Source organism: Kaistella sp. CFF1-2 (assembly GCF_059509915.1).
Window position 1 is genome coordinate 142,395 of the sequence record NZ_JCAKLF010000002.1, and the last position, 22,809, is coordinate 165,203.

Consider the following 22,809-nt stretch of genomic DNA (forward strand, 5'->3'; position numbering starts at 1 on the left):
GTTTTAAAAATGACGAATGATTTGTTTAGATTGAAGAAAAGTGTGTATCAATCCATCAACTGTAATTTCAGCTAAAAGCGCTCAAAAAACGGAAACGTAAGAATCATAAATCATTATAAAAAATAATGCCCAAAATAGTGCTATTTTGGACATTATCTATTTAAACAAATTGCTATGAAGTTTATCTTTACGGAATACTAAATTTAATTTCGCAATCCTTACAAGTGGACGTTCCACAAACAGGCGTAAATCTCACTGTATAATTCCCCGAAGTTGTTGCTATAAATGATGAAATTGTGTTTCCTGTGCCTGAAGTAAACGCGACGTTATCTTTTAAGATAGTCCATTTCACAGATTTATCACATTTATCATCACTACAATTAAATGCTGGAGCAACAAATTGGTATTTATTTCCTTTCACCAAACTCGACGTCGTTTGTCCGCAACCAATACTTCGATGTATGGTAAGATTTCCTCCATCTCGAACTTGATTAACAGCAATACCACTTCCACTAGGCAAATCACATTTACAAGCAGCATTAGTTACAATTGGAATTTTTGGTGTAGCAGGTATTACATCTGTTACCAATTGTTCAACCTTAAAGCGAACAACACATTCTTTACACGTTTTTTCTCTACATTTGTAATTGTAAGTCACCGTATATTCTCCCGGAATGCTTACGTTGTAAATATCCGCTCCAATGGCAGGAATTACAGTATTCCCTCGTTTTACAACTATATTTAGATTTGAAGGTGTACAACCTTTACTCGTTCCTATACAAGCCTCCATTAATGTCAACTTAATTTTGCCACCGAGAATTGTTGGTAACTCTCTATTTCCGCACGTTAAATCGATTCCATTTGCAAAACTATCAGATCCAGCTCGTGATTCTTTTTCTAATTTAATTTTCGCATTTGGATTACACTCGCATCTACTATCTGAACCTGGTACGACATTTATTGTAATGGTACACGTTTTACAAGTTTGATTTCCACAAGTGGTTGTCATTGTTAACGTATAAGTTCCCAACTGAGTGAAACTATGGTTAAAAACGCCATCTTCTCCTGTTCCGATTACTCTACCATTATACGAAAGTGTCCAATTTGCTTTATAACAATTTTTTCCGCCAGAACAATTCGTAATAGGTGCTTTAATGGTATAATTTACGTTTTGAACTAAAGTGATGGATTTTCCGCAACCAACGTAATTTGTTGAACTTTCATTAAGTGCTGATGTTGGTTTAATGCTAATTTCATCATCAAATTCCTCGCAAGCGCAGTCTGTTGAAGAATCGCCTTTAACAACAATTGTTATAGAACAAGTAGGACACGCTTGCCCACCACAAACAGGAGCATACGTAAGAGTATAGGTTCCTGGATCTAGATTAAAAGTGAAGTTTGCTGATCCTCTTTCGTCCATCTCAATAACTCTGGAAAACGAGGTTCCATTTCTAGTTAACGTCCACATAGATGGAGATTCTATACATCCATCATTACAATTGGATTGATTGGAAGAATGAAACCGTAATCGATCTCCTCTATTTATTTCCAACGTTCCTCCGCATCTCACCTTTCTTTCAACTGGAGCTGCTAGATTGTAATTGGTAACCGAAATAAAAGTGGCTGCTGGTGGACAACAGTTTCTTTCTGTGCAGCAAGCTATTGTAATCTTCTTTTCTGCAAGACATTTTCCGTCATCGCTGCTAATTTTTACGGTATACGTTTTACCACACGGAATATTTCCGACTTGGAACGTATGTTGTCCATCATTTTGTACATTGTTTTCTTGGTAAACAACCGCACCTTGTTCTGAAATCACCTGAATTGTAAGGTTACCATTTACATTAGAACTCTCCCAACGAATATCAAAAGGTTCTTTCACACATTTATTGGCGATATCTGTAATAACAATAGAACAGTCTTTTCTGGTAGGACACACTATTTTTTCACATTGGTCACAATTGGCATTTTTCACTCGTACTTTTAAGCAAAAGAAATATTCTGCGGTACAACAATCTAATTTTAGAACATCAGGTTGCGAAATTGTAAAAACAACGGTTCCGTTCACCAAAGAAGGCCTCAAGGAAGTCCACGTAAGATTAGACTCTACTTGCGAATCCAAAGTCAGCCCACTCCATTGTGTTTGATTTGTTGAGAGATTCCCATAAACTCCTGCAAAATAAGGCACGCATGCTGGATCTGAATATTCTACATGATGATCCACAACCGCTACTTCTACTTCTTGCAAAGGAATACTTCCTCCATTAATGTAAAGGCTATAGCTTCCATCTTGATTTTTGGTAAGTTCGGTTCTAAAATCTTGAATATTACAGCATTCTTTATCAATGATGCAAACTAAAGAGTTACCATTTGTAGCCGAAATAAAAGACATGGTTTCTGGTGAAAAAGCAATCGTTTTCACCGTGGTATTACAACAATTTCCGTTATCCATTTTTCTTACCGTAAGTTTCACAATTGCACCTTCACCTGGCTGAAGTGTAAAAGTGTTTGGCAACGATATTTCCACATTTCCTGTATAGCTTACATTTGGCACGACTAAATTCCCATCTAAATTATATACTGAAATACCTCCTTCCAACTTAAAACAAGATGGCAAGGCATCTGAAATTTTAATATTATTTAAAGGGATTGTACCATCATTTAAAACCTTTAATGAAAATGTAACAAGATCACCTTTGGATGCGGCTTGTTTATCAGAGTGTTTGCTTACTTTCAAACTTCCATCTTTCGCAACGTAGTAATTTACCGTTCTCGTTAAACCATTGGGTTGTATTTTTGCGGTATTGGATTTGGTTCCGAAGTTTTGCGGTTTTATTTTTGCCGAAAATTCTATCAAAACCACATTCGAATCATTAAATGGAAGCGCAGGATTGAAGGTATAATTCAACGTATTTCCGCCTGTATTCGAAAAGCCTGAAGTAAAAGGCGGTGGCGTAATTTGAGTTCCTAAATTAAGCGAACAACCCAAAGTAGGCTTTACCGAACCTGTATCCCAATACGTAACCGAAGAAGAACCATTCACAAAAGCAAGATCTTGATTCTGATTCAAAACATCTTGTAAAGATCCTGTAAAATCTGCATTTCCGTAATTTGACACCAAAATTCTAAATCGAATTTCGTCGCCTACTGCATAAGAATCTTTTGCATCTACAATACATTTTGTTAAATTCATTATTGGTTTTGGTCCTCCAACAACAACTGTAGCTTCTCCATTTCCTTCTAAATTTATAGGAGATAAACACGAAGAAGTTGTACAATTAGCCACAGAACTTAAGCTATAATTGTATGTAATTTTATTGGTAATTCTCTCTTCTAAAGGAGCATTAGCATTAATTGTAAAGTATATTCTAATTGTTTTTGAAGTATTATCTGCAACTAATGGCAATAAAAAATTGTAAATGTTTGAACTATTTATCGGCACATTTGTTCCATCCATATTGATGGAAGTAATGGTGATAAATGTCGTATCAATTATATCTTGAATCGCAACTTGATGCGCATCTGCCCCCGAATAATTACCAACACTAATAGAAAAGAAACCACTTTCACCTGGCTGCAAAGTGCCTTGAACGGTTTTTTGGATATTCAATCGTGGATTGTCCAAATGCGTAGAACTTACCGTTGCAACCGCTGTTCCTGATTTAGTGCCACAATTATCTCCTAAAATTGCGTTGTAATTCAACTTGTTTTCAAAAATTGGAGTGCTACCACAATTTAAAATTCGTACCGTGTAATTGAAAGAGTTTCGTTGATTGGTATATGTTTTTGTCGCATTGGAAATAACTTGAAACGGAGTATCTTCTTCCAAATCTCCAGAAAATGAATATACCCCTAATGGCGTATTATTTTCGGTACCATTAGGTTGATGTAAAATTCCCGAAACCTCCCAATAGGAAACGCCACAACTCACCATTCCTCCTTTAAAGGATTTTTTAATTTCCCAAGTATCTTGAGCACGTGCAACGACAGTTGTTTCAATAACCTTCGTAATGGTTTCTTCACCACATTCTACAATAATGGTCACTTTTAATTTTCCTTGTAAACCATTGCAGGTAGTGTAAGGTGCAAAACGGTATCGTAATGGGAAAATTTTTCCTTCATTTCCTACCACCGGATGCAAAACCAGTGAATCTTGAACATAACTTTCAACGGAAAAATGGCTTGTATCATTAAAAATTAAATTCTCCGATTCTACAATAACTTTTTTGGTGCAATCCTCAGAAAAATCTCCTGGATAGGTAAAATTCACCGTAAAGTTTTGACCTGTAAGTGCCTCCATTGGTGCTCCTACAGTAAATACATCGTTAGTAGTTCCTCCTAAAGGAATTGTTCTATTCTGCAAACTGCTATTGATGGTTAACGGACTTGGTGCTTGCGAATGAAGCGATCCGAAGAACAAACATACAAAACAGATTATTACTATATTTTTTATGGTATTTAATAAGTTCATCTTTAAAAATTATTGGTTACTAAAATCATAACACACCGTATAAATGCACGAGTTGCAATGAGAAACATCTGTATACACTTTTACTCGTATACACACTTTGTAATTCAGTACGCAGCAACTTGCGTCTAAACCAGGAAGCGGTCCTGGCAAACCAACATTCAAACTAAAAGGAACGTTTCCGTTTAGAGGAACAAGCGAACCGTATCGTATGATTTTCGAGATGTTATTATTCGTATTCATCGATCCTGAAACACTTTCGTTCAAATTTTCAAGATTAGAAACTCCATTAATGGTACTTCCCGGTTTTATGAACATCCCAGATTCTTCTACTGCTCGTACTCCAAAACTGCAAGAACTTGGATTTGCCGAAAAATCCACAGACAAAATCTGAAATTCCATTCCGTAAATTGGAATATTGGCGGCAACTTTTCCTGTAAAAGCATATACACTAGGATTTTGTGAAGAAACTGTAAAGTTTGCATCATTTATAGAAATTTCAACATTTTCACATTCATCACAATAACATTCTGGCAGAGCATGACTTGTACTCACGTTCCCCGAATTTGGAATATTCCCAGTTTCTCCAATAGTTGCAATTTGCAATTCCGTTGCGTTAAAAGGCAATACAACAATCACATTATTTACAACCTGTTGTGATCCTGGAGAAATGGTATACGTTACGGGTGTTGAAAGAAATAAAGTTCCGTTTTCATCATAATAATTAATGGTACGCACATTCCAACTAGCGGCACTTCCGGTATAGTTATCTAAAGTATAATTCACTTTGTATTCGATACCATTTGCTGTATATTTTCCACATTCGATAGAATTTATTGTAATTCCAATGGTTTGACTTCTAGAAGCCATTTTTATAAATCCATCGTCTGAAGTGGTAGGTTTACAATTCTGAAATTGTGTAGTAACATTCCAAGAAAATCGTTTATCTTGTTTTTCTGAAGCTGAAGTTAAAACATTCTCTAAAACCTTGTCTGTCTTTAGTTTATTTTGAGAAGTTTCTTTGGAATACACCAATTTTTTCTTTTCATCATAAACATTCAAAGTGTAACTTTTCACTTGTTTGCTTTTATTTTTCCAAGAAAAAGTTGGAAACTCTTTCAATTTGCTTCTGTAGGTTTTCGATACTGCGTAATTATCTAACATTGATTTCCCACAAGATGAAGATTCTCTTTCTGTAGCTGTAACTTTAGAGTTTTTTGTCCCTGTCTTACTCTTAGATGTTTTAGTATTCTTACCGCCAAAAGTATAAGCAAGACCTACATTCATTCCGAAATTATTTCTATTGGTGGATTTTTCAATTGTTTCTGTTTTACCTTCTACAATTTGTCCCCAATTCCATTCGTTATTTCCATCGGCAGTTCCGTAAGGAGTAAAAGTAGATTGCTGAACTTTATAATTAAAGAAATTCATATTTCCTTCCGCCCATATACTTAGATTTTTTGATATGTCATACGAAAATCTCAACCTTGGAGCCCAAAAGAAACCACTTTGCGAAACTTCTTTTTGCTCGAAAATGGTTTTTGAAAACTCTCCAGTAGTTCCAAAATTATCATAGGTAATGTTTTGATCTACGCCAAACTGAGATTGTTGGTAAGACGCATACCCAAAGGAAATAATAGGACTTAAAGTAAATTTTTCAAAAAAGAAATTCATTTGCGGCCCTACTCCAGCACGAAAATAATTTTGTTTATAAGAATCAAAAGAACTTTTCGTCAAAGAATACGTTGCGTTATTCAGTTCAAATCCTTGATAATTAATAATAGAAGGTTCCGAACTACTTATCGCATATTCTCCAGAAAAATTCAATCCAAAATTAAAGGATGTTTTCTTTAAAAATGGAGTAAACACGCCCAAATGAAAATTGGTTTCTGCACTCGAAAGTTTTTGTTGATTTGCATCTGTAAGTCCCGAATTAAAACCTCCGCCTAGATAAATAGCCGTAGATTTTTGACCATACATAAGGAAAGAATTCCCATACAAAAGCAGCAAAAAAGCTAAAATAGTTTTTGTTTTTTCACTCATTGTTGAAGTTTTTAGGTTTATATTAGTTTTAATAATGAAACCTAAAATAAAATTCAACCAAATGCAGAAAAACACGTAATGTATTAAACATATACCTCAATCCACAAATTGCAAAGTTTACTTGATAAATGGAGTTTGTACAGAATTATACATATTTGAATAATTTATCTAAGAATATCGAAAACAAATGCTTTCGTAAGAAGATTTATTTTCAATCGAAAGCATTTTTGGAAATCAATGCTTTGACATTAAAAAATTACGAAACCAACAAACTGCAACCTCGAATATCAGAATGGTCTATCCGTCCCAAAACTTGGAATTTATCGTTTTGAATTTTTCCTAAATCTTGAGTCGCAATAAACGAACACGAATGTCGATTCGCCAAATCAATAATGTTTATTGCACCCGTTCTTCCCTCTTCCATATACGAAAACGGATCTTCGGTATTTCGAATTAAAACCCGCATCCAATTTGGTGTTTGATATTCATTTCTTCCCAACGAATAGGCTTGTGAAAGCAATTCCGTCATGGAATATTCTGAGTAAATTTTGTTAGTCTGAAATCCATTTTGAAGAATCCGAAGTAACTCGTCTTTGGTCATTTCCTCTTTTCGACCTTTCATTCCGCCCGTTTCAATAACGGTTAAAAATTCATTTTTTAAAAGTTGATTTGGATGCATTTCACAAAAATCAAGAAAGTCCAACAAGGCGAAAGAAACCCCAAACAAAAGGATTTTTTTATTTTGAAGTTGATTTAATAAGTTGAATAAATCGTCGTGATTGTATAGAAAATATCCATTTTCTGGTTTTGCTGATTTTTTCATCAGAAAATCAACCATATAAATCAATGAAGAATGTGAATTTTCTGAATAACTCGGCAAAAGACCAAGGAAAATATAGTCTTCAGGCTTTCCAATAAACTGTTTAAAGCTTTGATAAATACTTTCTTCGTACAAATTGAAATCGGCGATCCAATGTTTTGAACGATTCATTTGTGTGGTTCCAGAGCTTTTAAAATAAGTTTCCGCACAAGAATTCTGATCTAAAATCGTATGATTTTTAAACATTTCAATCGGCAAAAAAGGGATATCATTGATGTCTTTTATTACTGCTGGATTAATTTTTAAATAATCAACAAACTTTCGATAAACTTCCACTTTTTCGTACTGATAACGGAATGTTTCAATACAAGCTTGGGTAAATTCTTCTTCGGTTTTTATCTTAAATAGAACATTCAACATCTTTTCTCCTTCTTACTTTTACTGATACGTTTCAATTCTAAAATCTACACCATCAAAAACGCCATAAGTGAAATACGAAATCCAATCACCAAGATTGACATATTTTGCCTTTCCCTCCAAATCTAAAATCATCGGAAGATGGCGGTGCCCGTACACGAAATAATCAATTTTTTCTGTTTTCAATTTCTCTTTAGAATAGATAATTAAGAATTCTTTGTCCTCACCCAAAAATTCTTTATCCTCTTCACCCGAAATCATCTTATTCTTGGTGGAAAAATAGATCGCAACTTTCATCGCAATATCGGGATGAAGCCATTTAAAAGCCCATTGCGCAACAGGATTCGTGAAGAGTTTCTTCATTCGCTTGTAGCCTTTATCACCGGGACCAAGTCCGTCTCCATGCGCTAAAAGGAAATTTTTTCCTGAAATAGTGTAATATCGTTTTTCAAAATAAACGGGAATTCCCAATTCTTCTTCGAAATAATTTTTCATCCAAAGATCATGGTTTCCAACAAAGAAATAGACATCAATTCCAGCATCTTTCAACTCCGCAATTTTCCCTAAAACGCGCACAAAACCTTTAGGAACTACGTATTTCCACTCATGCCAAAAATCAAATAAATCGCCCATCAAAAATAAAATTTGACCATCTTTTTTGATTTCGTCTAGCCAACGAATGAATCGATCTTCCCGCACCTTGCTATCTTTGGGAGTTGGCGCACCGAAATGTTGATCGGATGCGAAGTAGATTTTCTTGTTAGCTTGTAATTCTATTGTTGTCATCAATGTTTTTTGAAAATACGTGACGAATATTTCTAAATTTTTGTTCTTGACTTTAAAATCTTACCTATTATCTTCTGCAAACCATTCTCCATAGGAATTTTCGGTTTCGTGAAGTTTAAGATAGACTAATTCTACAGAACTTGGAAGTTGATTTTTAATTTTGGCGGCAATATCGTACAACATGTTTTCGCACGTTGGTTGATATGGGCAAAAAATCACGTTGTGACCTTCGTCTTTTAATTTCTGACCTAAATTTTGATGTGGAGAATTTCCGTTCACCAAAACCGCATGATCCCAAACATCCACAACCTCTTCCTTGACAATCTTCTTGATATCGCCAAAATCTACGACCATTCCGTTTTTTACATTTTCTAAATCGTCAATCGGTTTTCCTTTTACCGTAACAAAAAGTTTGTACGAATGGCCATGCATATTTTTGCATTTTCCATCGTAATTGTAGAGAACGTGAGCCGTTTCGAAGGTGAAAATTTTAGTGATGCGAATCATGGTGCAAAGATACATAATCTAATTTTCTTTTAAACGTTCATTTTACGCCTGATAATCAAAACAAATACCCTATTTTTGGGCGAAATCTTGTATTTATGAATCTGAAAAAATTTACATTACCACTTCTTTGTTTGGTTCAATTTACTTTTGCGCAAACGTCCAGTTTGAAATTGGAAGAAATCATGAAAGGGGAAGAGTTTATTGGCTATCAACCAGAAAATCCGGTTTGGGGTTTTGATAATGAAACGGTTTATTTTGACTGGAACCCGAAAAAAGAAGTCGGCAAAAGCACCTATTTCTGGAGAAAAGGCATGACTCAACCTGAAAAAGCAGATGCCAACGAAGCCAAATTTTATCAAAATAGATTTCTAACGCAAGATTATCAAAACTACTATTACACGGAAGGTGGCGCCGTATATTCGTACAATTCGTCAACAAAAAAGAAGAAGAAACTATTTCAAAATTCTGGTTTTGTTTCGAATCTAAGTTTAGGAAAAAACGGTGTCGTTTTCTTTGAACAAGGTGGAAATATCTACAAAATAGATATACAAGAAGGAAGTCTGATCCAAATCACCAATTTTGCTAAAAAACCCTCTGAAAAAGCGGATAAAAAAGAAGATTTCTTAAAAGAGCAACAAAAGGAACTTTTCCAATATGTTCGTGATCTAGAAACACGCAAAAAATTCAACGAAGACAAGAAAAAACTGGTTGAAAAAGCTTTTCCAAAAGCATTTTCTGCACCAAATGATATATGGTCTCTGGCAGCAAATCCGAATGGAAAATTCGTCACTTTTGTTGAAGGAAAAAGAGCGAGTGGTAAACAAGAAAAGATGTTGGATTTCATCACGGATGACGGGTACAACAAAGTAGAAGACACAAAGTCTAAAGTTTCTACTCAAAATATGTATCCTATAAAAGTGGGGATTTTCAACATTGAAAAAGATACGGTGTATTATGCTAATTTTTCAAAACTTAGCGGAATTGATATCGCTCCAAACTATCTAAAAGACTATCCCGCAAAGGAAACGAAAAAAGACGCAAAGAAAGAAGAACGCTATTTTACGGTTGGAAAAACGATTTATAATCGCGACGGAAACATTGCCATCATGGACGTTCGCAGCCAAGACAATAAAGATCGTTGGATCGTTCAACTCAATCTTAATGATGGAAGTTTAACGGAAATCGATCATCAACACGATGACGCATGGATAGGCGGACCTGGAATTCCAGCACACTATTTCAGCACTGGAAATTTAGGATTTTTAGCAGATGATACAACTCTATTTTTCCAATCGGAGGCAACTGGTTTTTCGCATTTGTATACCTTTCACATTTCAACAAAAACAAAAAAACAACTCACCTCTGGAAATTGGGAAGTTCGAAGCGCAACGCTTTCAAAAGACAAAAAAAGCTTCTATTTATCGACCAATACAACACATCCTGGAAATCGAGAATTCTATAAAATATCGATTTCAGGAGGAAACCTTCAACCCATTCTAACTCAAGATGGAGCACATGAAGTTTCTCTTTCACCCGATGAAAAGAAACTTATCGTACGTTACTCTTACAAAAATAAACCTTGGGAATTGTACGTTTCACCAAACCAAGAAAAGGCAAAACTTCAACAAATTACGAAATCAACGACTGCTGAATTCAATGCGTATTCTTGGAGAAAGCCCGAAGTAATCACGTATAAAGCGCAAGATGGAAAAACGATTTATGCGCGCTTGTATCAACCTCAGCAAAATGCCAAAAATTCGGCAGCCGTTATTTTTGTCCATGGTGCAGGATATCTTCAAAACGCCCATAATTGGTGGAGCAATTACCATCGCGAATACATGTTCCACAATTTGTTAGTGGACCAAGGTTATACAGTTTTGGATATTGATTATCGCGCAAGTGATGGTTACGGAAGAGATACAAGAACGGGAATTTATCGCCATATGGGAGGAAAAGATCTATCCGATCATGTTGATGGCAAAAAATATTTGGTCCAAAATTTAGGAATCAATCCTGACAAAGTAGGAATTTACGGTGGAAGTTATGGTGGATTTATCACATTGATGGCTTTATTAACCGAGCCAAAAGAGTTTAAAGTTGGTGCAGCTTTACGATCCGTGACGGATTGGGCACATTACAACCACGGCTATACAGGAAATATTCTCAACTATCCGGAAACCGACCCAAAAGCATACAAACAATCTTCACCCATTTATTTTGCTGAAAATCTAGAAGGAAAACTTCTGATGTTGCACGGAATGATTGATGATAATGTGGAATACAAAGATATTGTACGACTTTCGCAACGTTTTATTGAGCTAGGAAAAAAAGATTGGGATCTCGCCTCTTTCCCTGTGGAAGCTCATGGTTTCAAAGAATCATATTCTTGGTATGACGAATATCGCCGAATTTTAGACCATTTCAACAAAAATTTATTGAATAAATAAAAATAAAATCCTCACCCAAACGGTGAGGATTTTATCTTAATATTGGAAAAGAATAATCAAATAACAAGTATGGTTAATGAAATTGCTCTTCTTCAGTGGAGCCTGCTAGCGCCGTTGTAGAAACCTTTCCAGAAGTCACTATGGTTTGAACTGTATCGAAATATCCCGTTCCGACAAAACTCTGATGTTTCACCGCTCGGAAACCTTTGGCTTGAAGTGCAAATTCTCGTTCTTGTAATTCGGAATAGCCTGCCATTCCCCTTTCGCGATAAGCAGAAGCCAATTCAAACATCGACGTATTAAGTGCATGAAAGCCCGCTAATGTTATAAATTGAAACTTGTATCCCATTGCTGCCAATTCTTCACTAAATGTTTCCATTTCGGCAACGGATAATTTTGCTGCCCAATTAAAAGAAGGTGAACAGTTGTAAGCCAGCATTTTTCCAGGAAATTTTGCATGAATACCTTCGGCAAATTTTCTTGCATACTCTAAATCCGGATTCGAGGTTTCCATCCAAATTAAATCCGCATATGGAGCATACGCCAAACCACGAGCAATTCCTTGTCCCACACCATTATTCACCTTATAAAATCCTTCGGAAGTTCGCTCACCAGGAATAATAAATTCGTGATCCCGCTCATCGATATCGGAAGTTAACAAATCTGCTGCATCAGCATCGGTTCTCGCAACCAAAACCGTGGGAACACCGCATACATCGGATGCTAAACGAGCCGCAACCAGTTTGTTAATCGCTTCTTGTGTAGGCACCAACACTTTGCCGCCCAAATGACCACACTTTTTTGCAGAAGAAAGTTGGTCTTCAAAATGAACGCCCGCGGCGCCAGCTTCTATCATTTGCTTCATCAACTCAAAAGCATTGAGATTCCCACCAAAACCTGCTTCAGCATCGGCAACGATGGGAACCAAATAATTTTTCCGATTAACTTCATCCACACAATTCACACTTTGAATTTGATCCGCACGCAACAACGCATTGTTGATACGTTTCACCACAGACGGAACCGAATTCGCAGGATACAAACTTTGATCGGGATACATTTCGCCAGAAAGGTTTGCATCCGCCGCCACTTGCCAACCTGAAAGATAAATCGCTTCTAAACCAGCGTCCACTTCCTGAACGGCTTGATTTCCTGTTAACGCTCCCAAACCAGCTACAAATGGTTGTGAATTTAATTTTTGCCATAGTGTTTTTGCCATTTCGGTCGCTACCGTGTATTCTATCGTATAGCTGCCTCGAAGTTTTAGCACATCTTCGGCCGTATAAGGTCGTTCAACACCTTTCCATCTTGGGTTTTCTGCCCATTCTTTTTCTAAATTTTGGATTTTTAATTCTTGCTTTGTCATGATATTTTGGATTTGATAGTTTCTAATATTTTGTTGAAATAGTACCTCTGAAATTAAAATGAAGTTGATATTAAAGCCCTTCCCTTCACCCAACTGGTGAAAGTTTCAAGCTCGTAAAGTCTTAATTTTAAATAGGTTTAAAGATATCTGTATGCTTTAAGAGTCAAAAACTCTTCGAACTTATCCGAGCAAACCAATTCGTTAAAAATCTCGGTTGCCAATTGAAATTTTCCGTTTTGGTACCGTTCTTCGCCAACATAGGTTTTGATATTTTCTAACTCTTCTTGCTCCCATCGAAAAACCTTATCGCAAGTCAGAATTCTCCCATCATCCATTCTCGCTTCATTATGAAGCCATTGCCAGACTTGGCTTCTCGAAATTTCTGCTGTCGCTGCATCTTCCATTAAGTGATAAATCGCGGCGGCGCCTGTTCCCATCAACCAAGATTCGATATATAAAATCGCAACATTGATGTTTTTCCGGACTCCTTGTTCAGTTATTTTCCCTTTTGGGACTTCCAAAAGCTCCTTTTCCGAAACTAAGGTTGTTTTCTTTTTATGAATTTGATTGGGCGTCGGCATAAATTCGTCGAAAATTTCTTTTGCGACCGAAACCAAAGCCGGATGCGCCACCCAAGTTCCGTCGTGTCCATTTTTCACTTCACGTTCCTTATCTGCGCGAACTTTTTCAAAAGCTAAAAGATTTGCTTCCTCATCCCCTTTCACCGGAATTTGCGCCGCCATTCCCCCCATTGCAAAGACACCACGACGATGACAAACAGAAATTACGCGCTCGGAATACGCCTTCATAAAGGGAGCTATCATCGTTACTTGATCTCGATCCGGAACTAAGAACTCAGGAAGATTTCGAAATTTTTTGATGTATGAAAAAATATAATCCCAACGTCCGCAATTCAACCCTTTGGAATGTTCTTTTAATTCATATAAAATCTCATCCAATTGGAAAGAAGCCGTTATTGTTTCAATCAAAACCGTAGCTTTGATGCTTCCCTGAGGGATTTCAAGATAATTTTGCGCAAAAACAAAAACATCATTCCACCAACGAGCTTCTTTATAATGCTCTAGTTTTGGAAGGTAAAAATACGGCCGCGAACCACGTTCCAGCAACGCTTTTGCATTTCGAAAAAAATACAACCCGAAGTCGATTAAAGAACCAGAAGCTTCTTCATCGTTAATCAAAATATGTTTTTCATTCAAATGCAAGCCGCGCGGACGCACAAAAAGACTCGCTACTTTTTCATTTAATTCATATCGTTTTCCACCTTCATTTTCGAATGAAATTTCACCTCGCACCGCATCCGAAAGATTCAATTGGCCTTCCATGCAATTATTCCAAGTTGGTGAATTGCTGTCTTCAAAATCTGCCATAAAACAATTTGCACCGGAATTCAACGCATTAATAATCATTTTACGATCCACAGGTCCCGTAATCTCAACGCGACGATCGAGAATATCTTCAGGAATCGGGGCACATGTCCAATCACTAGTTCGGATTGCTTCTGTTTCTGGCGGAAAAGTAGGCATAATCCCTTGATCAAACTCCAATTGTGTTCGATTACGTTCTTCCAATAAATCGAATCGAACTGGATTAAATTGTTCATGAAGCGCAATTAAAAAATCGACAACTTCTTCTGAAAAAATGGATTCATACGGATGTGAATGTTGAATTTTGAATTTTGTTTGCGTTTCCATAAAAATAAATTTTGATGATTGATTGAGACAAACTTAGAAAAAATATTTTCACCAACAGCGAACGTTCGCTAATTTTAACAATAAATTATTATGCGAAAAATCGCAATTTTTATTTACATTTGTTAGAACGCTGATGAATAAAAGGTTTTTGAGAATCTATAAAAACCGAAACAATAAATAAAAGCGAACAACTAATTGAAAATGAGTGCAGACAGCGAATACATTAAGACAATTTTCGGATTAAAACTAAAGCAGCAACGCCAAAAAAAGAAGTGGTCTTTGCAAGATCTTGCCGACAAAACGGGACTTTCAAAATCCTATTTAAATGAAATTGAAAATGGAAAAAAGTACCCGAAACACGATAAAATATTACAACTATCTGATGTTTTGGAATGCAAATTCGATGATTTAGTTTCAACAAAACTTGATCGTAGTCTTTCGCCCGTTTCTGAAATTTTAAAATCGGAATTTTTTAAGGAAATTCCGCTTGAACTTTTCGGAATTAACCGTAATTTTTTAATTAACATCATCAGCGAATCCCCAAAAAAAGTTACCGCATTCATTAATGCACTTATTGAGATATCGCAGAATTACAATTTAGGAAAAGAGCGATTTTATTTCGCTGTCGTTCGAAGCTTTCAGGAAATGCACGACAATTATTTTCCTGAAATCGAGGAAAAAGCCATTCAATTTGTTTCCAAATTCAATTTAGACATCAACAAAAAACTTCCAGTTGATGCATTAGAAACCATTTTAAAAGATCATTACGGATATCAAATTCAGTACGAAGATTTTAGCAAAAACAATGAAGCGAATAGACTTCGCTCGTTATTCATTCCTGAGAAAAAACAACTACTTTTAAATCAATTACTAGACGAAAATCAGAAAGTTTTTATTCTTGCAAAGGAAATCGGTTTCAATGTTTTGGAAATCAAACTGCGCCCAAACACGTATTCTTGGCTGGACTTCAGCAGTTTTGAAGAACTTTTAAACAACTATTTTGCCTCGTATTTTGCAGGTTGTCTTTTAATTTCAAAAGAAAAACTAATTGAGTTATTCACGGATTTCATCAATGAAAAAGACTGGAATGCTGAAAAATTCGATGACCTTATTAATGAATTCACCAATTCGCCAGAAACATTTTATTACCGATTGACCAATCTGCTTCCCACAGAAATGGGAATTAAGGATTTGTTTTACTTGTGTTTTACGAAGAAAAAAGACTCCGATCGCATTCACATTATGAAGGAGTTACATCTAAATAATCAGCAAGCACCGCACGCAAAAGCGACTAATGAACATTATTGCCGAAGATGGATTGCCGTAAAAAACCTAATTCGACTAAAAGAAAATGAAAAATTAACGGATGCTCAAATTTCACATTACAAAGACAGCGGTTTGACGTATTTGGTTTTTTCAACATCACAGAAAAACCCTTTTTCAGACGGCACAAACCGAAGTTACTGTTTAGGAATTTTGCTAAATCCAAATTCGATTAAAAAAATTAAATTCTCGAAAAGCGATTCCATACAGACGGAAAATGTGGGCGTTACTTGCGAAACTTGCAGTATTAGTGATTGCGACGTACGAAAAGCCGCGCCGATTCGCATCGAAAAAGAGATTTTCAACGAAAACATGAAAAAGGAAATCGAAAAAATTCGAAAAAAATTCGTGTAATCAATTAAAAATCAACATTAAAATCAATTTCATTCTTGTTTTTTCTTACATTTAACGAAAACACAACGGATGATTTTGGATATCCTATTTCCCAATCGCTGCCTTTCTTGCAACACCTTAATCGACGGACCAAAAGTCCTTTGCAGCATCTGTTTGGATGGAGTTCACTTTACCCATCATCAATTTGGGCAAACTAATGAAGTTACCGAACGTTGCAAAAGTCTTTTCCCGATAGAATCTGGCGTTGCGATGATGCATTTTGAAAATCAAAATCTGAGTCGAAAAATCGTCCATCAACTAAAATATGGTGGACGCGAAAAAATCGGAAGAGAATTGGCTTTTTGGGCGTTTGATCTTTTTGATTGGAAGCCTAATGCTTTTGATTTATTAGTTAGCATTCCGATGCATCCGAAAAAGCAACGCCAACGTGGCTACAATCAGTTGCATTTATTTACAGAAACACTGAGTAAACTAACTCAAATTCCACTTCAAAATGACGTTTTGAAAAGAACTCAATTTGGAAAAGCGCAAGCTTTAAAATCGAAAAATCAACGTGGTGAAAACTCGGGTTTATTTGAAATTCAAACCAAAATAGAAAACAAACACATTCTATTGCTCGACGATGTTTTAACGACCGGAAATACCATTTCACAAGCCGCTTGGGAACTTCTTCAGCATCAAAATAACAAAATCAGTGTTCTCGTTTTTGCTTTAGATTAATTAACGTTGAAGTTTTTCACCGTAGCTCAAATCTCCAGCATCACCCAAACCTGGCGTGATGTAGCCTTTCGACGTTAAACCCGCATCAATCACACCCACCCAAATTTGAGCTTCAGGATACGCTTGTTGAATTGTATCAACACCTTGTTGTGACGCAATTGCTGCAACAATATGAAGTTGAGTTGGCTTTCCGTGATTCAACAAATCCTTTAAAGCTTCAACTAAACTCGCACCCGTTGCTAACATGGGATCAGCCACGATTAGAGGACGACCATCGATGTTTGGACACGTTAAATAATCTTGTTTGATGGAAAAATAATCGTTGGCATCATGTTTACGATAGGCCGCAACAAAACCACAATCTGCTTTGTCTAAATAATTCAGAATCCCTTCAAACAAAGGAACTCCCGCTCTTAAAATCGTTGTAATAACGGGTTGAACAGCAATCTCGCGAGCCGAAACTTTATCTAATGGCGTGGTAATTTCCACTTCTTTCACTTCTAAACCTTTGCTGATTTCGAAAGCGGCAATTTCACCAATACGCTCCATATTTCGGCGGAAACGCATTCGGTCGTTTTGAACTTCAATATTTCGCAATTCGTTAATCCAAGAATTCACCAAAGAAAAGGTATCTGAAAGTATTGTAACCATAGTTTCGTTTATGCGGTAAAGGTCGTAAAAAAAGCCTTTCATAAAAAATGAAAGGCTTAAAAAATTATTTTTGACGGAAATACACCTCAATTGGCGATCCCGTAAATCCGAATTCTTTTCGAAGCTGATTTTCTGTAAAACGCTTGTACGGCTCTTTTACGTACTGCGGCAAGTTACAGAAGAATACAAATTGTGGCGATGGCGTTGGCAACTGCACACAATATTTGATTTTGATATACTTTCCTTTGATTGCCGGCGGCGGCGTATTTTCAAAAATCGGAAGCATCACTTCATTCAATTTCGAAGTTTTGATTTTCTTCTGACGATCTTCGTAAACCTCCATCGCTACTTCAACAGCTTTCAAAATACGTTGCTTCGTTAATGCCGAAACAAACAAAATTGGAACATCTGAAAACTGTCCTAACTTATGACGAATTGCTGCTTCAAAATCACGGATGGTATTGGTTTTCTTATCTTCCACCAAATCCCATTTGTTCACTACGATCACGATCCCTTTTCGGTTTCTCTGAGCGATTCCGAAAATACTCATATCCTGAGCTTCCCAACCTAAAGTGGCGTCCACCATGATAATAACGACATCCGAATGCTCAATAGCACGAACCGAACGCATTACTGAATAAAACTCCAAATCTTCTGAAACTCGACTCTTTTTACGCATTCCAGCAGTATCTACAAGTACGAATTCATGACCAAATTTATTATACAAACTGGATACAGAATCTCTCGTTGTTCCTGCGATATTCGTAACGATATTACGTTCGTTATCCAACAAAGCATTGGTTAATGTTGATTTACCAACATTGGGTCTTCCTGCAATCGTAATTTTAGGCAAACCTTCGAAAGGATCTTTATATTCTGTTGTTGGAAAATTTGCTACAACAGCATCCAACAATTCTCCAGTTCCCGAACCTGTTGCCGAAGAAAGTGTAAAATACTGGTCAATTCCCAATTGATAAAACTCGGTAGCTGCCAATTCTTCTTTAGCCGAATCTACTTTGTTTACTACGATGTACACTTGTTTTTTTGCTCTACGCAGCATTTCGTAAATTTCCTTATCGGTATCCGTAAGTCCTTCTTCAACATTCAGCATGAAAACAACCGCCGTTGCTTCATCAATAGCTAGCTGCACTTGTTTCGAAATTTCTTCTTGGAAGATATCATCGGTATTTACTTCGTAACCTCCCGTATCAATCACTGTAAAATCAACACCATTCCAGTCTGATTTTCCGTAATGACGGTCACGAGTAACACCAGCAGTTGAATCAACAATTGCTTCTCTTCTTTCTAATAAACGATTAAATAAGGTAGATTTCCCTACATTGGGACGGCCGACAATGGCCACGATATTCGACATAAAAAAATGTTTAATAACTTGATTATTAATGGGTAACTCAGTCCTTCTAAGCCCAATTTTTTTTGCAAAGATACACTATTCCAATTAAAAACATTTTTAGAAAAAATATTTTATTGTAAATTCACTTAAAATTAGCACATGAAAAAAGTATTTATTGTTCTTGTCGTTGCGTTTATTTTGATTCAGTTTTTTCAAATAGAAAAGGTTAATCCACCAACCAATGCAGGTATGGATTTTCTAAAAATAAAGAACACACCCGAAGCGATGGCGCAACAAATACGAGCGTCGTGCTACGATTGCCATTCCAACGAAACCGTTTATCCTTGGTATTCTAAAGTACAGCCGTTTGGTTGGTTTTTGAAAGATCATATTGATGAAGGAAGACGAAAATTGAATTTTTCTACCTTTGCAACCTACGAACCTAAACGTCAAGCTCATAAACTTTACGAAGCTTTTGAAATGGTTGACCACGGCGAAATGCCTTTGGAAAGCTATGTTTTGATGCATGGAAACGCTAAAATGGATGCCACAAAACAAAAAGAGATGAGTCAATATTTTAAATCTTTAGAGGACGAAACTCGCGCTGCACACAATTTGCCATCGGAAGGCGCCGAGAAAAAATAATTCATGAACAAACACGAACAGCCCGATTGGTGGCCCTATCACATTCTATTTTATGATGGAGATTGCGGTTTCTGCAATTCTTGGGTACAATGGGTTCTAAAAAATGATCGTAAAGATCAATTTCGTTTTGCTGCTTTGCAATCTGATTTAGGACAGCAGTTTTTGAAAGAACGTGGGATGAAAACAAATGATTTCGACAGCGTTGTTCTTTGGAAACCCAGTGAATACTACGTTTTGAAATCGGAGGCAATTCTAAAAACCGCTCAGCTTTTAGGTGGAAAATACCATCTGTTTCGAATTGGAAAAATTTTTCCCAAATCATTTTCAGATATGATTTATTCTTGGGTAGCAAGAAGACGAAAAAGCCTCAAACCTTTAGCTTGCGAAATCCCAACAATTGAAGAACGAAAAAAAATGATTTCCTAAAGCCTAGTAAACCTTTTTCCTCAACGGATTTCCTTCATTAAATTATCGAATCCCATGATTCGATTTAACAATAAATTAAAAAATTTAGGCTTAATTTCAATATATTTGCAACCATGGAATACAATACGCAAAGAACACTTCTTCACATGCCCGAATACGGCCGCATTATTCAAGATTTAGTTGAAAAATGCAAGGCAACCGAAGACCGCGACAAACGCAACGAAATGGCGATGTCTATCGTGGATTTTATGGGGCAAAGGAACCCGCATTTGCGAGATGAAGAAAACTACAAACATAAACTTTGGGATCATCTTTTCATCCTTGCCGAATACGATTTGGATGTAGACTCTCCCTACCCGATTCCTACTGCTGAAGACCGAATGATTGCGCCTAACAAAATGGAATATCCAAAACTGCAAGGTGAATTTAAATTTTACGGAAAAAGCATCCTACAACTGATTGAGAAAGCAATTATCTTAGAAGATGGTGACGAAAAAGAAGCGCTTATCGAGGTTATTGCTAACAATATGAAAAAATCCTACAACATCTACAACAAAGAACATGTTACGGATGATGTGATCTTCAGACATTTGAAAGAACTTTCTGAAAACCGATTGGACCTTACGAGTATTGATTCTTTGGAAAAAAGTAAAATCTACCACACAAGCAACAATAGGAATAACAACAACCGAAAAAATCACAATCAGAACCAAAATCAGAACCGTAGGAAGAATCATAACAATAACAACCACAACAATAAAAACAGAAAATAATGAGCGGAACTTTTCAAATACGCGGAGGAAAAAAGTTGCATGGTGAAATTATCCCTCAAGGGGCAAAGAATGAAGCTTTGCAAATCTTATGTGCGGTTTTGTTAACCGACGAAGAAGTTCGAATTAACAACATTCCTGACATTCATGATGTCAATAGATTAATCGAAATTTTAGGTGATCTTGGAGTTAAAGTCACTAAGAATGGACACGGAGATTATACGTTTAAAGCCGATCAGGTTAATTTAGATTATATTAAATCCGAAGAATTTAAAAAAGATGGCGCCAAACTACGTGGTTCTATCATGCTTTTGGGTCCGATGCTTGCGCGTTATGGCGAAGCCTACATGCCAACTCCAGGTGGTGACAAAATTGGAAGACGCCGTCTAGATACGCATTTCCAAGGTTTGGTTGAATTAGGAGCCGAATTTAAATTTGACGATAAAGAACATTTTTACTCATTAAAAGCAGCTGAATTAAAAGGAAAATTCATCCTTTTGGAAGAAGCTTCGGTAACAGGAACTGCAAATATCATTATGGCAGCCGTTCTTGCTCAAGGAAAAACCAGAATCTACAACGCGGCTTGCGAGCCTTATTTGCAGCAACTTTGCAAGATGCTTAACCGAATGGGAGCCAATATTTCTGGAATCGGATCAAACCTTCTAACAATTGAAGGTGTTGATCATCTTGGAGGAACAGAACACACGATGCTTCCTGATATGGTTGAAATCGGTTCGTGGATTGGACTTGCAGCGATGACAAAGTCTGAAATCACCATTAAAAATGTCAATTGGAATCAACTCGGAATCATTCCAGACACCTTTAGAAAATTAGGAATTCAATTGGAACGAAACGGTGAAGATATTTTCATCCCAGCTCAAGAAAATTATAAGATTCAGAAATTTATTGACGGATCTATTTTAACGGTTTCTGATGCACCTTGGCCAGGATTTACACCCGATTTATTATCCATCATTTTAGTGGTAGCAACTCAAGCGAAAGGAACGGTTTTGGTTCACCAAAAAATGTTCGAATCCCGTTTATTCTTCGTTGATAAACTAATTGACATGGGAGCACAAATCATCCTTTGTGATCCGCACAGAGCAACGGTTGTTGGACTAAACCAAGAAACGCCACTTCGTGGAACGGTGATGACATCTCCCGACATCCGTGCTGGAAACGCTTTGTTAATTGCGGCGCTTTCTGCCGAAGGAACATCGCTTATTCACAATATCGAGCAAATCGACCGAGGTTATGAAAACATCGACGGACGTCTAAAAGCTCTTGGAGCCGATATCGAAAGAATTTAAAAGATAAAATTCACTAAAATAAAATAGACCAGAACTTTGTTTTGGTCTATTTTATTTTCTCAACAACCATCGCCTTTTACTCAAATTTTAGTATTTTTAGTTCACTAAAAAGTAAAATGATGAGCAAATCAAAAATTGGAATTTTCGTGGGAAGCCTTAGAAAAGAAGCTTTCTCTAAAAAAATCGCAGAAAAATTACTAGAAATCGTTCCTGAAAATTTCGAATTCGAAATTATACCAATTGGTCAACTCGAATTGTACAATCAAGATTTTGACGATCATAATGAAGTCCCAGATTCTTACGTTGCTTTTCGAAAAAAAGTAAGTGAATTGGATGGTTGCATCTTCATTACTCCAGAATACAATCGTGGCGTTCCAGCAGTTTTGAAAAACGCTCTTGATGTCGCTTCTAGACCAGGCGGAAAAGGCGTTTGGACGAAAAAACCTGGAGCCGTTATTAGCAGTTCACCGGGCTCTCTTGGTGGATTTGGTGCCAATCATCAACTTCGTCAGACGTTAACTTCTGTGAATATTTATACCATGCAGCAACCTGAGGCTTATTTAAGTGGAATTGGGAAAGCATTTGATGAATCGGGAAAAATGGACGAACGCACTTCTGAATTCCTAGTGAAATTCATCAATGCATTTGCGGATTGGTTTTCTAATTTTAAAAAGTAGAAAAATCCATTTC

17 protein-coding genes are annotated in these 22,809 nt (G+C 36.5%); 8 read left to right on the top strand and 9 right to left on the bottom strand.

Going from position 1 to position 22,809, the window contains the following annotated elements; translation table 11 throughout:
- Window positions 1-187: 187 nt before the first annotated feature.
- From AC5XHR_RS05780 to AC5XHR_RS05800, 5 genes are all read right to left on the bottom strand, one after another.
- Window positions 188-4,471 (bottom strand): hypothetical protein, encoded by a 4,284-nt coding sequence (locus AC5XHR_RS05780; protein WP_495949835.1) that lies wholly within the window; start codon window positions 4,469-4,471, stop codon window positions 188-190.
- A 9-nt stretch (window positions 4,472-4,480) separates the two neighbouring features.
- A complete protein-coding gene (locus AC5XHR_RS05785) occupies window positions 4,481-6,511 on the bottom strand; it encodes a hypothetical protein (protein ID WP_495949836.1) in 2,031 nt (676 codons plus the stop codon).
- Window positions 6,512-6,767: 256 nt separating this feature from the next.
- Window positions 6,768-7,751: a LuxE/PaaK family acyltransferase gene (locus tag AC5XHR_RS05790; RefSeq protein ID WP_495949837.1), complete on the bottom strand. Its 984-nt coding sequence runs from the start codon at window positions 7,749-7,751 to the stop codon at window positions 6,768-6,770.
- Between the two features lie 18 nt (window positions 7,752-7,769).
- Complete coding sequence (locus AC5XHR_RS05795) at window positions 7,770-8,534, bottom strand: UDP-2,3-diacylglucosamine diphosphatase (RefSeq protein ID WP_495949838.1); 765 nt, start codon at window positions 8,532-8,534, stop codon at window positions 7,770-7,772.
- A gap of 60 nt (window positions 8,535-8,594) precedes the next feature.
- A complete protein-coding gene (locus tag AC5XHR_RS05800) occupies window positions 8,595-9,041 on the bottom strand; it encodes a 6-pyruvoyl trahydropterin synthase family protein (RefSeq protein WP_495949839.1) in 447 nt (148 codons plus the stop codon).
- Between the two features lie 95 nt (window positions 9,042-9,136).
- Between AC5XHR_RS05800 and AC5XHR_RS05805 the strand changes: the two genes are divergently transcribed.
- Window positions 9,137-11,488: a S9 family peptidase gene (locus AC5XHR_RS05805; protein WP_495949840.1), complete on the top strand. Its 2,352-nt coding sequence runs from the start codon at window positions 9,137-9,139 to the stop codon at window positions 11,486-11,488.
- A 73-nt stretch (window positions 11,489-11,561) separates the two neighbouring features.
- Here AC5XHR_RS05805 and aceA read toward each other — a convergent pair whose 3' ends face one another.
- Window positions 11,562-12,854 carry an isocitrate lyase gene (aceA, locus tag AC5XHR_RS05810; protein WP_495949841.1) on the bottom strand — a complete coding sequence of 431 codons (1,293 nt, stop codon included), beginning with the start codon at window positions 12,852-12,854 and terminating at the stop codon, window positions 11,562-11,564.
- 137 nt (window positions 12,855-12,991) lie between these two features.
- Window positions 12,992-14,566 (bottom strand): malate synthase A, encoded by a 1,575-nt coding sequence (gene aceB / locus AC5XHR_RS05815; RefSeq protein ID WP_495949842.1) that lies wholly within the window; start codon window positions 14,564-14,566, stop codon window positions 12,992-12,994.
- A 201-nt stretch (window positions 14,567-14,767) separates the two neighbouring features.
- On the opposite strand from aceB, the gene AC5XHR_RS05820 reads away from it, so the two are divergent.
- Both AC5XHR_RS05820 and AC5XHR_RS05825 read left to right on the top strand, forming a co-directional pair.
- Complete coding sequence (locus AC5XHR_RS05820) at window positions 14,768-16,243, top strand: helix-turn-helix domain-containing protein (protein ID WP_495949843.1); 1,476 nt, start codon at window positions 14,768-14,770, stop codon at window positions 16,241-16,243.
- A 69-nt stretch (window positions 16,244-16,312) separates the two neighbouring features.
- Window positions 16,313-16,963 carry a ComF family protein gene (locus tag AC5XHR_RS05825; protein ID WP_495949844.1) on the top strand — a complete coding sequence of 217 codons (651 nt, stop codon included), beginning with the start codon at window positions 16,313-16,315 and terminating at the stop codon, window positions 16,961-16,963.
- Here AC5XHR_RS05825 and upp read toward each other — a convergent pair whose 3' ends face one another.
- Window positions 16,964-17,614 carry a uracil phosphoribosyltransferase gene (gene upp / locus AC5XHR_RS05830; protein WP_495949845.1) on the bottom strand — a complete coding sequence of 217 codons (651 nt, stop codon included), beginning with the start codon at window positions 17,612-17,614 and terminating at the stop codon, window positions 16,964-16,966. It lies immediately after the preceding gene.
- Between the two features lie 64 nt (window positions 17,615-17,678).
- On the bottom strand, window positions 17,679-18,989 hold the full coding sequence (gene der, locus AC5XHR_RS05835; RefSeq protein WP_495949846.1) for a ribosome biogenesis GTPase Der: 1,311 nt from the start codon (window positions 18,987-18,989) through the stop codon (window positions 17,679-17,681).
- Window positions 18,990-19,127: 138 nt separating this feature from the next.
- On the opposite strand from der, the gene AC5XHR_RS05840 reads away from it, so the two are divergent.
- The 5 genes from AC5XHR_RS05840 (at window position 19,128) to AC5XHR_RS05860 (ending at window position 22,796) form a co-directional block, all read left to right on the top strand.
- Complete coding sequence (locus tag AC5XHR_RS05840) at window positions 19,128-19,613, top strand: heme-binding domain-containing protein (RefSeq protein ID WP_495949847.1); 486 nt, start codon at window positions 19,128-19,130, stop codon at window positions 19,611-19,613.
- A gap of 3 nt (window positions 19,614-19,616) precedes the next feature.
- Window positions 19,617-20,039, top strand: a complete 423-nt coding sequence (locus AC5XHR_RS05845) for a thiol-disulfide oxidoreductase DCC family protein (RefSeq protein WP_495949848.1) — start codon at window positions 19,617-19,619, stop codon at window positions 20,037-20,039.
- A gap of 113 nt (window positions 20,040-20,152) precedes the next feature.
- Complete coding sequence (locus tag AC5XHR_RS05850; protein WP_495949849.1) at window positions 20,153-20,812, top strand: DUF4290 domain-containing protein; 660 nt, start codon at window positions 20,153-20,155, stop codon at window positions 20,810-20,812.
- Window positions 20,812-22,119, top strand: a complete 1,308-nt coding sequence (murA, locus tag AC5XHR_RS05855) for a UDP-N-acetylglucosamine 1-carboxyvinyltransferase (protein ID WP_495949850.1) — start codon at window positions 20,812-20,814, stop codon at window positions 22,117-22,119. Before AC5XHR_RS05850 ends, murA begins: the two co-directional genes overlap by 1 nt.
- Before the next feature lie 119 nt (window positions 22,120-22,238).
- The gene (locus tag AC5XHR_RS05860; RefSeq protein WP_495949851.1) at window positions 22,239-22,796 is read left to right on the top strand and encodes an NADPH-dependent FMN reductase; all 558 of its coding nucleotides are present in this window, start codon (window positions 22,239-22,241) and stop codon (window positions 22,794-22,796) included.
- Window positions 22,797-22,809: the final 13 nt, after the last annotated feature.